This is a genomic window from Trichocoleus desertorum ATA4-8-CV12 (assembly GCA_019358975.1).
In the GTDB taxonomy this organism is placed as follows: Bacteria; Cyanobacteriota; Cyanobacteriia; order FACHB-46; family FACHB-46; genus Trichocoleus; species Trichocoleus desertorum_A.
This window is the reverse complement of record JAHHIL010000056.1, coordinates 1-15,199: the sequence shown is the minus strand read 5'-3', so window position 1 is coordinate 15,199 and position 15,199 is coordinate 1. Positions and strand designations below refer to the sequence as shown.

Annotated in this window: 12 protein-coding genes; 7 read left to right on the top strand and 5 right to left on the bottom strand. The window is 50.2% G+C overall.

What is annotated here, in order from left to right:
* Positions 1-284 precede the first annotated feature (284 nt).
* The 5 genes from KME12_24225 (at position 285) to hpsP (ending at position 7,805) form a co-directional block, all read left to right on the top strand.
* Positions 285-1,772: a phosphoglucosamine mutase gene (locus KME12_24225; protein MBW4490885.1), complete on the top strand. Its 1,488-nt coding sequence runs from the start codon at positions 285-287 to the stop codon at positions 1,770-1,772.
* Positions 1,773-2,254: 482 nt separating this feature from the next.
* Complete coding sequence (hpsL, locus tag KME12_24220) at positions 2,255-3,898, top strand: hormogonium polysaccharide biosynthesis protein HpsL (GenBank protein MBW4490884.1); 1,644 nt, start codon at positions 2,255-2,257, stop codon at positions 3,896-3,898.
* 169 nt (positions 3,899-4,067) lie between these two features.
* Entirely contained in the window at positions 4,068-5,117 is a 1,050-nt protein-coding gene (hpsN, locus tag KME12_24215) for a hormogonium polysaccharide biosynthesis glycosyltransferase HpsN (GenBank protein ID MBW4490883.1), read from the top strand.
* 322 nt (positions 5,118-5,439) lie between these two features.
* Positions 5,440-6,612 carry a hormogonium polysaccharide biosynthesis glycosyltransferase HpsO gene (hpsO, locus tag KME12_24210; protein MBW4490882.1) on the top strand — a complete coding sequence of 391 codons (1,173 nt, stop codon included), beginning with the start codon at positions 5,440-5,442 and terminating at the stop codon, positions 6,610-6,612.
* A gap of 8 nt (positions 6,613-6,620) precedes the next feature.
* Complete coding sequence (gene hpsP / locus KME12_24205) at positions 6,621-7,805, top strand: hormogonium polysaccharide biosynthesis glycosyltransferase HpsP (protein MBW4490881.1); 1,185 nt, start codon at positions 6,621-6,623, stop codon at positions 7,803-7,805.
* Between the two features lie 37 nt (positions 7,806-7,842).
* On the opposite strand, the gene KME12_24200 is transcribed toward hpsP, so the two are convergent.
* Both KME12_24200 and KME12_24195 read right to left on the bottom strand, forming a co-directional pair.
* Positions 7,843-8,160 carry a hypothetical protein gene (locus KME12_24200; protein MBW4490880.1) on the bottom strand — a complete coding sequence of 106 codons (318 nt, stop codon included), beginning with the start codon at positions 8,158-8,160 and terminating at the stop codon, positions 7,843-7,845.
* Between the two features lie 275 nt (positions 8,161-8,435).
* The gene (locus tag KME12_24195) at positions 8,436-9,140 is read right to left on the bottom strand and encodes a phosphoribosyltransferase (protein ID MBW4490879.1); all 705 of its coding nucleotides are present in this window, start codon (positions 9,138-9,140) and stop codon (positions 8,436-8,438) included.
* A gap of 244 nt (positions 9,141-9,384) precedes the next feature.
* Between KME12_24195 and KME12_24190 the strand changes: the two genes are divergently transcribed.
* Positions 9,385-10,095, top strand: coding sequence for a uracil-DNA glycosylase (locus KME12_24190; protein MBW4490878.1), 711 nt, complete (start codon positions 9,385-9,387; stop codon positions 10,093-10,095).
* 30 nt (positions 10,096-10,125) lie between these two features.
* Here the strand turns inward: KME12_24190 and KME12_24185 are convergent, their stop codons facing one another.
* Genes KME12_24185 through KME12_24175 form a run of 3 tightly spaced genes read right to left on the bottom strand, consistent with a single transcriptional unit; the run spans position 10,126 to position 12,717 of the window.
* Complete coding sequence (locus KME12_24185; GenBank protein MBW4490877.1) at positions 10,126-10,746, bottom strand: hypothetical protein; 621 nt, start codon at positions 10,744-10,746, stop codon at positions 10,126-10,128.
* Between the two features lie 12 nt (positions 10,747-10,758).
* On the bottom strand, positions 10,759-11,478 hold the full coding sequence (pyrF, locus tag KME12_24180) for an orotidine-5'-phosphate decarboxylase (protein MBW4490876.1): 720 nt from the start codon (positions 11,476-11,478) through the stop codon (positions 10,759-10,761).
* Between the two features lie 6 nt (positions 11,479-11,484).
* Entirely contained in the window at positions 11,485-12,717 is a 1,233-nt protein-coding gene (locus tag KME12_24175; GenBank protein MBW4490875.1) for a tyrosine--tRNA ligase, read from the bottom strand.
* A gap of 422 nt (positions 12,718-13,139) precedes the next feature.
* Between KME12_24175 and KME12_24170 the strand changes: the two genes are divergently transcribed.
* Entirely contained in the window at positions 13,140-15,041 is a 1,902-nt protein-coding gene (locus KME12_24170) for a penicillin-binding protein 1A (protein ID MBW4490874.1), read from the top strand.
* Positions 15,042-15,199: the final 158 nt, after the last annotated feature.

Here is a 15,199-nt window from a genome sequence, read left to right as displayed (position 1 = left end):
CTGTTTGCCACAAGATTAAGGGCTAATACAACGAATTCCACAAAGCGGTCGATTACCCTATCTAGGGTGGCAGTAAGGTTCAAGCTCTACTGTTTGACTAAAAAGTATTTTTCTCCGGAAACGCACCGGGCAGCGCGTTACTTAAACTTATAAACCGGATACTTTAAAAATCCTGCAAATTCATAGCTGGACTGTGCACTTTATCCTCTTAGGCAGTAGAGCAGCCTACAGGGGAAAGTGCTATTCTCCACTGTGAGTGTGTTGTGAGTGGAGTGCTTCAATTTATGGTCACATCCCCTGCCCGGACGCAACGTCCTAGCTTAGCTTCGATTTCGATTTCAACCGTACAGTCTGCCCCTTCTAAGCCCTCAATTTCAGAACAATCGCTGCACCTGAACTTACCAGCCACTCCTCTGTTTGGTACTGATGGGATTCGAGGCCATGCAGGCGATTTGCTGAGTGCCCCTCTAGCGCTACAAGTGGGGTTTTGGGCGGGTCGTGTATTGCAATCTCAGACGACTACCTCAGGCCCAATCATTTTGGGCCAAGATTCCAGAAATTCCAGTGATATGTTAGCCATGGCGCTCTCTGCTGGCTTAACCGCTGCTGGTCTAGAAGTTTGGAATTTAGGGCTATGTCCCACTCCCAGCGTCGCCTATCTTGCCCAAACGACAGGCGCGCTGGGTGGTGTCATGATTTCAGCCAGCCATAATCCCCCGGAAGATAACGGCATCAAGTTTTTTGGTTCCAATGGAGCCAAGCTGTCCCTAGCAGTCCAAGCTCAAATTGAAGCGGCGATCCGGGGCAATGTCGCAGATGTGAAGCCACAAATTCAGGGTGGCGATCGCTGGGGTCATCATTACCATCGGCCTGAATTGTTGAGCGAGTATGTGGAGTCGCTGCACAAGCCGCTGCTTCCTACAATGAATTTGCAAGGCATGCGGATTGTCTTAGATCTCGCTTGGGGTGCAGCAGCCAACTTGGCCCCTATGGTGTTTACGGCAATGGGTGCCGAAGTGATTTGCCTGCATGATCAGCCTGACGGCGATCGCATTAATGTCAACTGTGGCTCCACTCATCTCGACCCTCTACGACTTGCCGTGAAGCAACATAATGCTGATATTGGCTTTGCCTTTGACGGAGATGCCGACCGAGTGCTGGCGGTAGATGCTCAAGGCCGCATCGTAGATGGTGACTATATTTTGTATTTCTGGGGCCAAACCTTACGTCAAGCGCAAGCATTACCCGGCGATACGATCGTTTCAACGGTGATGGCAAACTTGGGCTTCGAGCGAGCTTGGGAAAAACAAGGCGGTAAACTGCTACGCACTGCGGTGGGTGATCAATATGTCCACGCCGAAATGCTGCGCCAAGGGGCCATGTTAGGCGGTGAACAATCAGGCCACATTCTCTGTCGGCACTATAGTGTCAGCGGTGATGGTTTACTCACTGCCTTACACCTGGCAGCTTTAGTTCGGCGAGCAGGCACTTCCTTAACAGACCTGGTGGATCAAAGCTTCCAAACCTATCCCCAGTTGTTAAAGAATGTGAGAGTAGAAGACCGCGATCGCCGTTTGAACTGGCAAAACTGTGATGGTTTACAAAGCGCGATCGCCCAAGCCGAAACCCAGATGGGAAACCAAGGCCGAATTTTAGTTCGAGCCTCTGGAACCGAACCTGTGATTCGAGTCATGGTAGAAGCCGCTAGTGCCGAATTGGCAACTTACTGGGCAGACAATCTAGTTTTAGCCGTACAAGAGCATTTGCATTAGCACTACTCAGTATTTGGTTTTTCGGAAGCACTAGTAGCGGCTCGATAGTTTGCTAAGAAATAGAGGGTGGTTGAAGGCAGCGAAAGCTACTACAGCAACCCTCTATTTCTTTGAGCGACTAACTCTAGACTTGACAAAATATTTTTTACATGTAGCTATTACATCGATGTTAAGTTTTTCTGAGGGTAGCTGGTCAGGTTCTTTAAAGCCTTCTTAAAGCCAAGCAAAACAGTCGCCGAAACGGAATCCCAGATGTCACAATTATTAGGCTCCTGTCTCCGCTACTGATCCTGATAACCTAGCTGTTTCTCAACTCTATTTGGTGTTTACTTAGAAAAAATCCACGCAATTGGTACAACACTCCAAATTGTTCCTGAAACTGCCGCTAGTTTCTCCTGATAGAAGGTGCCCTAATTGGTTGACCATAATTGGTTATGGCTCCAAGTCGAGATTAAGGACAGGATCAGCCTCATAGTTTTGCTATGCCCAAATCAAAACTGAAGTCAAAGCAAAAGATTCTAAATGACGAAACACCGCCGCTAAGTATGAAGGAGCGGCTGGCTCAGAAGCGAAAAGCAGCTCAAGCTCGCAAAGAACTGGTTAATTACACTATTTTCGCCCTGTTAATCTGTGCAGTTGCGGGCCTGTGCGTCGGCATCATTAATGGAGATCCAAAGCCCGGTATTGGCGTGACCGCAGGGCTGCTCTGCCTCAGCCTTTCATTCAGGTATCCCCGTGAGGCAATGTGGGGTCTTCTCATCTACCTACCCTTCGGTGGAACTGTTACATACGCAATTGGTAATAGCCCACTGCTCCAACTAGCCAAGGATGCGTTCTTTATTCCGGCACTGATTGGCACAATTCAGTACTGTCGGCGCGAACGCCTCCCTTTCCTGATTCCCAAACAACTCATGCCACCTTTAGGCATCTTGTTTGCCTATTGCCTATTAGTCCTGATTTTTGTCAATGGTTCTCAACAGATGGCAGCTACTGGAGCCGAGCAGCCATTTGCAATGGGAATCCTGGGCCTTAAAGTCTTGATTGGCTATGTTCCTTTAATTGTCTGTGCCTACTACTTAATTCGCGACAAAAAAGACCTCCACTTTCTTATCCGTCTGCATGTTGTGCTGATTTTGGCATGCTGTGGTCTGGCTTTCATGCAATATACTTTCCTGAAAACAGGTCGCTGTGCAGGAACTGTAGCGACAGGAGCAGGGCTATTTCGGGCTTCTCTAGAGGCAAGATGTTTGGTGGGTGGCTCTCTACTCTATAGCCCTGAGCAAGGCCAAATTCGTTTACCTGGCACCTTTGTGGCTCCCTGGCAGTGGGGGTGGTTTCTCATTTCTAGTGGTTTTATCAGTTTTGCTGCTGCTTTTAGCGATCCCTCGTTTTTGTGGCGGAATGCTGGCCTGTCTGCAATGGCCGCTACCTTTATTATGTCTACTCTTTCAGGGCAAAGAATTGCTTTGGCCCTCGTGCCAGCCACTACGGTGATCCTGCTGATTTTGACGGGACAAGTGGCGAACCTCAAACGTTTTATCCCTGTAGGGATTGGGTTGGGTTTGCTTCTGAGTATTGCCATGGCTGCCAATCCAGCAGTGGTGCAAGAGCGGATCGAAAGTTTCCAAAGCCGCTGGGATGCTTCACCACCTCAGGACTTTATCATCCAGCAGTTTGAGTTTGTAGCGAATCGAGCAGGCTTTTTAGGTAAGGGGTTAGGGAGGGCGACCAATGCGGCTCGTGCTTTAGGCAATGCGGAGCTGATTGAGACGTACTACCCAAAGGTGATGTATGAAATTGGGCCGTTAGGAGTGCTGGCTTTCTTGGTGCTAGTTACAACTTTGACTGTGGTTACCTTTAAGGCTTATCGCTCCGTACGCGATCGCAGCTTACGAAGTTATGGTGCGAGTTTCTGGGTGTTTGTCTTATTTATCAGCTATAACACCTACTATTACCCTCTAGATGTTGATCCAGTGGCTGTTTACTACTGGTTTTTTGCAGGTGTGATTTTGAAGCTGCCAGAGTTAGATCGCCAAGAAAAGCTACTCAAAGAGGCCTCTGAGGAACTAGCTGGTAAGAAAAAGGGGAGGCGATCAAAAAAGACCAAAGTATCAACTACTTTGTAAGCGCGAAAGAGAAAACATGTTTTCCCCCTGATGTTTTGTGTCCTCTTACGGGACAGATTACGGAGATAGATCACAGAGGCAGAGCCTTCAGGAAGAACCTAAAAACCTAGTGAGTACTAAAGCTTAGATGACCTATTCAACTGAAACCGCGATAAAAAATTCAGATGTAATAGCTTGGCCTGCGATTTCGGTGATTATTCCCACCTATTGTCGTGAGGAGGCTTTGCGAGACACACTAGTTGATGTGATGGCACAGGACTACCCTAACTTTGAAGTATTGGTAGTAGACCAAACTCGCACTCATGAGCCTGCGACTGAAGCCTACCTTGATCAACTGGCAACAGCAGGCAAGATTCAGTGGTTCCGGGTGGATTGGGCGAGTCTGCCAGGGGCCCGAAACTACGCCGTGCGGCGCTCTACAGGTGACATCATTTTGTTTATCGATGATGATGTGCAACTCACGCCTGGTTTTCTGGCGACGCATGCCCGAAACTACATGGAGCAAGCAGATGTCGGAGCTGTGGCTGGGCGGGTCTTCGATCGCATGAAGCTGACTGAATCGAAGAAAAGCCGCGTCATTGAGTATTTGCCCCCCGAAGCGATGGACCCAGGGGTTGCTTGGTACCACATTGATTTGGTTCACACGATTAAACCTCAGCAAGTTCTGACGGCTAGAGGCTGTAATATGTCGTTCCGGCGGGAGTTATTTGAGCAGCATGGCCTGCACTTTGATGAGCGCTTTCGGGGCAGTGCGGTGCGAGAAGAGTCTGACTTTTGTTTGCATATTCGCCAGACGGATTACCGTATTTGGTACGACCCAGAAGCTCACCTGGTGCATTTAGGGGAAGAAACCGGAGGTTGTCACGATATCAGCACGCGATCGCTGCAATATCAGCTCACCTTCTACCACAACCACTTTCTGTTAGGGCTAAAAAACCTCACACCTATTCAATCGTTGCGCTTATTTGCCCGCCTATTCGATTGTCACGTTCTAGGTCGGCCACCTTGTCACAAGAGTGGTTCTCCCTTAAAGATTTTGAGTCGCGCTGGGTTCTATTTCTTAGGTTTTCTCAGCGCTGTTTGGACTTTGATTCAATCCCTTTGGGATGATGGTCAAACCTATACGCACTTGGATCAGAACGCTAGAGGGACGCAGGCACCAGTTTTCAACCAATCTTTAGACGAACCAGTCACAGCCATTAGCTCCTTGGAGTCTTAAGAGAAGCAACTTTGAATCTGGCTCCCCTTCCCTACTAGGGAAGCAGGGCTGTTTCATGTTACAAGAGGAAAAATTGAAATGTGGTTTAACTCCCTGCACTGCCCCCTTTTCTTGTATGCCCGTCAGGGCTTTAATCCCCCAAATTTGGGGGACTTTGAGTCTTGTTCCCCCCAAATTTGGGGGGCTAGGGGGGCCTGGTTCGGAACGCTTTCGTTGTAGGAAACAGCCCTGCTACTAGGAAGGGGGTGGGGGTTAGGTTTGATTGGTTTCAGACTAAAAGGTAAAGGCAAAGGTAGGGTTCAACAGTAAATTCTAGACAGCCATGAGAATTTTAGTAGCTAGCCATACCTATATCGTTGATCTCAATTGTGAGAAGTTGCGATCGCTGGCCCGCTTGGAGCCAGATATTGAAGTGACGATTGTCGTGCCTCAACGTTGGCGACCTGGGGGTGTGCAAAACACCATAATCGAAACTCAGCCTCGCCAGGAAGGTTCGTTTCGGATTGTTCCAGTTTCTAATTTGAGCCAGAACAATCAAGGACTGCTGTGCTTTGGGCAAGATCTGATCACGTTGCTACGCCAGTTTCGACCCCAAATCATTCAAGTAGAGCAGGGATCAAAGGCGATCGGCTATAGCCAACTAATTACGCTAAATCGTTTGCTAGGTCTGAAAGCTAAAAATTTGTTTTTTACTTGGTGGAATCTACCTTACAGCCTGAAGTTCCCTATTTCCGCCATTGAAGCTTATAACTTGCGCCATACACATGGCTTGGTGGCTGGGAATCAGGATGGCGTGGAAATCTTGCAACAGCATGGATATCAAGGGCCTGCCCGTGTGATGCCGCAATTGGGAGTGGATGAAACTTTATTTCGACCGCAACCTCAGCCAGAATTAGCGGCTCAGCTTGGTATTCAGCCGTCTGAGTTTGTGGTGGGTTTTGTGGGTCGCTTTGTGGAAGAAAAAGGCTTGTTAACCTTAGGGAAAGCCTTGGCGGGATTGCGCGATCGTCCCTGGAAATGGTTACTCTTGGGTCGAGGTCCTTTAAAGGAGACTCTCCTTAACTGGGCGCAGCAAGAAGGCTTAGCAGATCGGCTAATTTGGATTGAGAGCGTCCCGCACGATCAAGTGCAGCGGTACATCAATTTAATGAATACCCTGGTGCTACCTTCAGAAACCACCTATCAGTTCAAAACCTTGACCTCAGTGGGCTGGAAAGAGCAATTTGGCCATGTGCTGATTGAAGCAATGGCTTGCCAAGTTCCGGTGATTGGTTCGGATTCTGGAGAAATTCCTTATGTGATTGGGGATGCGGGCTTGGTCTTTCCAGAAGGAAATGCTGAAGCGTTGCAAGATTGCTTGCGGCAATTAATCGAGCAACCGGAGTTGGCAACCAACTTGGCGAAGCGAGGCTATGAACGAGTCCTTAACCAGTACACCAACCAAGCTTTGGCTAGCCAGTTATTGAGCTTTTACAAGGAGTTGCTTGCAGCGTGAACCAGCCTCTGCGGGTTTTGCAAATTGTGCCTTCCATTTCACTTGTGTACGGAGGGCCAAGCCAAATGGTGTTGGGCTTATCCGGTGCTCTAGCAGCTCAGGGTGTAGAGGTGACGATCCTCACGACAGATTCTAATGGGGATGCAGGCCAAGCTCCGTTAGAAGTGCCGCTCGATCGCTCTGTAGAACAAGATGGCTATCAAATCCGCTACTTTCGCTGCTCACCTTTCCGCCGCTACAAATTCTCTTTGGGCTTGCTGCAATGGCTTGCTAAACATGCTCACTCATTCGACTTGGCCCATATTCATGCCTTGTTTTCACCTGTGAGTACGGCGGCAGCTACGATCGCGCGATCGCAACAGTTACCCTATCTGTTGCGTCCGCTGGGAACTCTTGATCCCGCTGATCTACGCAAGAAAAAACAACTAAAGCAGATTTATGCAGCGTTGCTAGAGCGGCCTAATCTGGCTGGGGCCGCAGCAATTCACTTCACCAGTGACCAAGAAGCCAAAATCTCCGAGCGATTCGGGCTGACCACTAAAGATTTAGTCATGCCGCTGGGTGTGAGCTTACCGGAGTTGTCTGCTCACCCCGAAGCAATTCGCGCCCAGTTAGGCATTCCCAGCGATCGCCCCCTCGTTCTGTTTATGTCCCGGATTGACCCTAAGAAGGGGTTGGATCTGCTGTTGCCTGCTCTAGAAACTTTGCTAGCAGAAAAAATCGAATTTCATTTTGTCCTGGCAGGTGGAAACCCCCAAGATCCAGATTATGAAGCGGCGATTCGGAGCCAAATTCAAGCCTCCCCGCTCGCTCCCCACACTACAGTGACTGGGTTCGCCTCCGGAGAAACGAAAGCTGCATTGCTGCAAAATGCTGATTTGTTTGTGTTACCGTCCTACTACGAAAACTTTGGCATTGCGGTGGCGGAAGCGATGGCAATGGGCGCACCTGTAGTAATTTCAGACCAGGTGCATATCTGTGAGGAAGTGCGGCAGGCAGAAGCAGGCTGGGTTGGGCCTTGCGAGGTGACAGCTTTGACCCATTTGCTCAAGGATGCCTTGAAGGATAGGGCAGAACGTCAGCGTCGAGGCCAACGAGCCAAGGTCTATGCACTGCAACACTATAGCTGGCCTGCGATCGCTCAACAAATGATTCAGTCTTACCAAAAGATTTTAGCGACAACCACACGCTAGTTTTTGCTGAAATAGCTCGTTGACGGATTGCGTAGGCTTAAAAGTAACGCATCAAATCTGAAAAGCTATAACAACTGATAATCAGTAGTAGGACGGCAGTGACCTGGGTAATACGAGGTTGTGAGGAAGGGGTGAGGGCTTCCCGCACTAAAGTGGAGACGGCTGCTCCGATCGCGTAACTTAAACTCAACACTAGGTAGGGCCAGCCTTTGGTAAGGCCCCAAACTACATCGCTGGCTCCCCATACGAGTAGGAGGGCGATCGCTAACAGGAGCATCAATAATTCCACAAATTGGGGTGGGTTACTGCTACTTGCCAGTACTAAGGTGTCCCACCAAGATTGCCAGCGTCTCATCTCCTGTCCACCACTTTGATTACTACAGTTAGTTATAGGTTAGTTATGGCTTAAACCTGGTTTGAGTTAAGCGTTCCAGAACTGACCGTAGAATAGTCTAACTGTTTTAATTTGGCTACCTGCCCTGGGGTGGGAGTTTTGATGGTTTTTTTCATAGGTTCCTGGTAGAACCAAGAGCTTGGGGGCACTCGCCCCCAAACCCCCGCTGAAGGACGGCTGCGTCCTCCAGACCTCCTCCAGAAAGGTTTTTAGCTGCTTGGCGGTTAGGTCTAGTTCTATGGAGAGCGAATGATGTGGGATTGGTTTTGCAGGTAGGTTAGGGCTTCGCCTAACTCTACTTGAGGAAAATTTTGGTAGAAACGGCTGACGCTGGAGAAGTCTGGGGGGGTGGCAAGGAGGATGAGGCGATCGCTCCATTGGCGGAGCCATTCTACAAGTTCTAAGGGGGCAACTGGGGCACAAATCCAAATTTGGGCGGGTTTCTGTTGGCGCAGAGCTTGAGCCGCAACAGCGATGGTCATGCCTGTGGCGATACCGTCATCTACTAGGATGGTGATCGCTCCTTCTGGTTCGGTCTGGGGACGGATGGAGGAAAACTGAGTGAGTTGCAGTTGAGCTTTCTCTAGCGTTGCTTGCAAGGCGGCTTGATAAATTTTGGTGCGGTGAAGATGCCAAGGTTGAGGCTGAGTCCACAGAACTTCTCCTGTGGTGGCAATGGCTCCAATGGCTAGCTCCGGATCTTCGGGACGAGTGATTTTCTTGGCAATGACTACGTCAAAAGGGCAGTTTAATTTCTCGGCGATCGCAGCGGCGACTGGAATTCCACCGCGAGGTAACCCGTAAACGATGGGTTGAGCAGTGGCTAAAGGTTGCCAGTCTGGATTGGTTGCTGCTGTTAGTCGGGTAAATTCCTCGAAAACTGCCAGGGCTAGTTCTTGACCAGCTGCTTCGCGATCGCGAAATAGCGGAGAAGGTAGCATTTATCCCTCCAGCGCTCAGCAATAACGTTGCCCCTATCTTGACTGATTTAACTGGTTGGCTACAAGAGTTGGCTACAAGTGATTCACATAACGCTAAAGCTCGACATTCCATCTAGCGATAGCGCTCAAGCGTGGGGAATTGGTTCTAGAATTTATAAATCTTAGCGAATTGAGTTTGCTGACCAATTTTTTCCATCCTGATACTTTGGGTAGGAAAACTCTGATACATCTGCCGTCAAAATTCATGTCCAGCGAAGAACAAATTAGCCTTTTTGATGTTTCAGGTCTTCCCGCAGCTCCTGCACCTGCGGACTTTGACCCCGATCTGATCCCCACTAGTGCCAAAGTACCGATTCCTGCGGGTATTTACAGCTCGATGGAGCAAATGGCTGTCCATTGTAATCAATGCCAGCGCTGCGATTTAGGCGCTAGCCGTACCCATGCAGTCGTGGGACGGGGCAATTTACAAGCGCCCATCATGATTATCGGAGAAGGGCCTGGACAAAACGAAGACGAGACAGGGTTGCCTTTTGTCGGGCGGGCTGGACAACTCCTCGAAAAGATTTTGGCATCGGTCCGTTTGACTACGGATGAGGATGTTTACATTTGCAATATGGTCAAGTGCCGTCCCCCTGGCAACCGTACCCCAACTCCGGATGAGACAGAAGCTTGTCGGCCTTACCTAATGGAGCAGGTGCGGATGGTGGACCCCAAAATTATTTTGCTGACTGGAGCCACAGCGGTTCGCGGAGTGACTGGTGATAAGCGGGGTATTACTAAGATTCGCGGTCAGTGGCTAGAGTGGGAAGGTCGTCTTTGTATGCCGATTCTGCACCCTGCGTATTTGTTGCGAAATCCATCGCGAGAACCAGGAAGCCCCAAGTGGCAAATGTGGCAGGATGTCCAAGTGGTTCGGACGAAGCTTGATGAGATCCGGGGCAACTCTGTCGGCTGATTCTGGGTCCAGGCTGGCACTAAAAGTTGCCTATAAGGGCCGAATGTATCCAGCGCGGCAGTCTCGCAGCCAGGTGCGGATTGCTTGGCCTGTAATGCCTTGGCTACTGTTTTCTGGGGGCGAGGGCGGGCGAGTAGCAGGATAGGGGCCAAAGTGGGAAAACATCATGGCTAAGCGCCAACCGCTGACAGTTTGGGTCAAAAAAACCCAGTGATAACCTTGTAGCTGGACGGCTTTTCCGGCTGTGTACTGACGCTCTAGGGTTGTGAAAAAAACTTGGTGGACTCCTTCAGCATCTGGTGGAGAAGTTGGTTGGTATGCCCCAGGCCCCAAGGTCAAGGGTTCAAAATCTGGAGGGCTGGTGAGGAGTACATAGGTGGGTGAGTTCGTCGAGCGATCGCGCCGCATGAGCCGATGGTGGAATCGGTTCATATAACCAGGTAAGTCCCGCAAGAGCAAGGCCACTAGGGGCTGGAATTCGCTTGGGCAAGCTGTACGTCTAGGGAGTGTGATGGAACCTGAAGGGCGCTGTTCTACGGGGAAACTCGGAGGGGGTAAGCTTGGAGGCTCAGTAGCCGCGATCGCTCCTAGCTGAAGATTAAATCCACAGAGAATCGGGATGGCTAACTTAGCAATGCTCCATGACCGCATCTACGTTTCTCCTCACGCTACGCCCGCCAACTCATCACAAATTCGGGTAAAGGCGGCTTCTGGGTCAGGAGCAGCCGTAATCGGACGACCAATCACTAGGTAGCTAGCTCCTGCCTGTAAAGCTTCGGCTGGGGTCATGGCTCTTTTTTGATCCCCTGCTTCTGCCCAAGTCGGACGTACCCCAGGGCAGACTAAGAGAAAGTCATCACCGCACGTTTGCCGTAGTTGTTCAGCTTCTTGAGGAGAACAAACCGCTCCTGCTAAGCCGCTCTCTTGGGCTAGTAGAGCCATCTGTAAGGCATATTCTGGCAGCTCTAAAGGCACCTTTAGCTCAAAGGCTAGCATCCGAGATGAGAGGCTGGTCAGAAGAGTAACTGCAATCAATTTGGGTTCAGGGAGTTCCGCTGCGATCGCTCCTGCTTCAGCCGCCGCTTGAGATGCCTCTAGCGCTGTCTTCCCGGCTGTGGCATGGACTGTGAGCAAATCTACGCCATACTTAGCGGCGGCTCGACAAGCTCCTGCCATTGTATTGGGGATGTCGTGCAGCTTTAGGTCTAAAAAGATGCGTTTTTCTCGCTCTTTGAGGGCAGTGAGGATGACTGGGCCACTACTGACAAAAAGCTCCAAGCCCACCTTCCAGAAACTGACCTGGGGCAAGCGATCCACGAGCGCGATCGCCTCTGCCTCGGTGGGCACATCTAGGGGCACAATAATTCGTTCTGAAACTGACATGCGTCCTCACGGTACGAGACGGACAAAGTTCTTTTTACCGAGCTGTAGCACCCGTCCGTGCAACTCGTCGGCTGAGTCGAAGGTGAGGTCTGCTTGATCCAAGCGATCGCCCTCTAACCTCACAGCCCCTCCCTGAATTTGCCGCCTCGCTTCCGAGCTAGTTTTGCAGAGACCGCTGGCACTGACTAAATAGAACAGCTTAGCGGGAAACTGGATGTCTGCTAAAGAAAACTCACGAACCGCATTCCCTTGAGCGGTGCCTCCCCCAATCAAATCTAAAGCAGCTTTTTGAGCGGCAAGGGCGGCTTCTGATCCGTGGTACTGTCCCACGACATCTAGGGCTAAATGCTTCTGGCGATCGCGCGGATTTTCGGGCAGCTCGTCTAAGGAGCGATCGGTCAGCAGTTCTAAGTACTGAGGCAACAGCGCATCCGGTACTTTTTCTAGCTTCGAGTACATAGTCAGGGGGTCTTCGAGCAAGCCAATGTAGTTGCCCAAAGACTTAGACATCTTCTGCGCCCCATCAGTCCCAATCAAAATCGGCATTAACAAACCAAACTGAGGCGTTTGGCCAAAGTGGCGCTGCAAGTCCCGACCTACGGCAATATTGAATTTCTGATCGGTGCCACCTAGCTCCACATCTGATTGCACCGCTACCGAGTCGTAGCCCTGCATCAAGGGATAGAGGAATTCATGCAGATAAATCGGATTACCCCGTTCGTAACGTTCGGCAAAGCCTTCTTTGGCCAGCATTTGCCCCACCGTCATGGTTGAGAGCAAGTCCAAAATCTTCGACAAATCTAGCTTGGCAAGCCACTCCGAGTTGTAGCGAATCTCTAAGCGACCCGGTGTGTCAAAGTCGAGAATGGGTCGAACTTGATCGAAATAAGTTTGAGCGTTTTGAGCTACGTCTGCTGCCGTTAACTGTCGGCGCACCTCAGACTTGCCTGTCGGATCACCAATTTGAGCGGTGAAATCCCCGATAATCAAAACAGCGGTGTGCCCAGCATCCTGGAAGGCTCGCAGCTTTCGTATAGGAATGCTGTGCCCTAGATGAACCTCGGCTCCCGTTGGGTCGATACCAAACTTAATCCGCAGTGGCCTGTCCGCTTGGGTTAGGCGTTGAACTAAGTTTTCATCTGGGTCCTTGCTGTCAGCTCGATTCGGGAATATTTCATTCGTCCCCCGATATAGCCATGCGAGGCTAGGCTCAACGCGAGATGCTTCAAAAGAGGTCATATTTTGCAATGTGGCAACGGGGTTCGCTAAACTCACTGGTAATGAATGGCCTAGAGATACGAAAAATCTAAATTTGGGCAAACTGGTGCAGACTCAGTGCTCAGACAGTCTATATGGCAAACGCTCAACAGTCAGACTACTATATTGCCAAGATTTCAGAAATACCTGTAGCAGCTCAACCCTAATCTTGAAACTTGATTCACCCTTCTCAATCTGAAGATTGAGGCTAATCTATTCCTTATTTGCTTTGATCGTCTCACCTAAGATAGTTGAACAGATTGTTGAACCTGCTAATTCTGCGCCAAAATCTACAGGATCTATCAGATCGCAGCAGGGCGATCGCCGTAAAATTCTCCGGAAGCCCCCGCTTCGGAATGCTTGATCTTAAATAATGCCTTTTGTGTTGAGGAAGTGAAATCGCCGTGTCATCTAACACTATTGGACAGAAGCCATCGACCCACCCAGCACCTGCGTTGCACTTTGTGCAGGCAGTGGCCAAAGTTACGGGCGGAACCCTCCTAGGGATCACGATGTTATCCAGCTCTGTGCTAGCTGGAGGGTTGGTTGGTTTAGCGATTAGCTTCCGCAACCTACCCGACGTACGTGTCCTTCGTAGCTATGTTCCCACCGAAACTACCCACATCTATGACATTAAGGGCAAGCTGCTGTCCAGTATTCATGGAGAAGCGAACCGAGAAGTTGTCCCCTTAGACAAAGTTTCTCCAGAATTAAAGCGAGCTGTCATCGCAATTGAAGACAGTCACTTCTACTCACACCACGGTATCAACCCCATCGGGGTAGTGCGGGCCTTCATGGCTAACTTGGAGCAGGGCAGAACCGTTGAAGGGGGCTCTACCTTGACCATGCAGTTGGTCAAAAACCTGTTTCTATCTCCCAAACGGGCTTTTAGCCGCAAAGTGGCAGAGGGAGTGCTAGCTCTACGGCTGGAGCAGATCTTGGGCAAAGACCAGATTCTAGAAATGTACTTGAATCAGGTTTATTGGGGCCATAACACCTATGGGATTGAAACTGCCTCCGAAAGCTATTTTGGCAAGCATGCTTCTGAGCTAAACCTGGCCGAATCCGCCATGATGGCAGGGTTAATTCAGGCTCCAGAAAACTACAGTCCCTTTGTTAACTACAAGCTGGCCAAGCAGCGCCAACTGACTGTGCTACGCCGCATGCGAGATTTGCAATGGATTACTCCTCAAGAGGAAGAAGCCGCCCGTAAGCAACCGCTGAAGTTAGGACAGATTACCTCTTTCCAATCCAGCAATATGCCTTATGTAACTGAGGCTGTGGTTCAAGAATTGACCAAACGCTTTGGGCGGGATGCGGTGATCAAGGGTGGCATGCGGGTGCAGACTACGATTGACACCAAGCTTCAGCGAATTGCTGAGGACACAGTCACTCGTGGGCACTATCGTCTCTCCTACCTCGCCGATCAGATGGCGCTAGTCGCGGTTGACCCTAGGACTCACTTCGTCAAAGCGATGGTGGGTGGGGTCGATTACAAGAAGAGCCAGTACAATCGGGCAGTGCAAGCCCTGAGACAGCCAGGTTCTGCGTTCAAACCATTTGTTTACTATGCTGCCTTAGCCTCTGGCAAATATGGCCCTGACTCGACCGTTTATGACTCGCCTGTCAGCTATCCAGATGGCTACGAATACTATTCACCCCAGAACTACGATGGCACCTTTGCCGGGGCGATGAGTATCCGTCGCGCGTTGGAAATGTCACGAAATATTCCAGCAGTGAAGCTGGGCCAGGAGATTGGCCTGAATAAGGTAATTGAAATTTGTCGGACATTAGGGATTAAGAGTCCAATGGAGCCTGTGGTTTCTTTACCCCTGGGTTCGGTTGACTTGACCCCTCTAGAAATGGCGGGTTCTTATGCCACCTTTGCTAATAATGGTTGGCATTCCGAGACCACTTTTATTGCCCAAGTTACGGATAGTGGCGGCAATTTGCTGTTAGACAATACTCCTAAGCCCCAGTTGGTGCTTGATCCTTGGGCCGCAGCCTCTCTCAATAGTGTGTTGCAGGGGGTCGTTGAGCGAGGAACGGGGACAGCGGCCCGTCTAGGCCGACCTGCTGCTGGTAAGACAGGCACCACTTCTTCCGAGCGGGATATTTGGTTTGTGGGCTATGTGCCGCAGCTGTCGGTGGCAGTTTGGGTGGGAAATGACAACTATTCGCCTCTAGGTTATGGAGCAACCGGAGGAACCTTGGTGGCTCCGATCTGGCGTGATTTTATGGAGCAGGCGCTTCAGGGAGTACCTGCGCAGAGTTTCCGACCTGCTTCTGATTTTGATCGGCCTTAAGAGTTGTTTTGAGGAGTTATGGCAGTTACAGGGGGGTTGCAAATAAATAACACCCCTGTCAAGCAGGAAGAATGGTGATATCCCATTTGGGTAAAGTTTCAGACCGTTGCCAGAAGGGGAGATAGGATTCTAATTCCTCAGCCAGCAATTTGATTCCT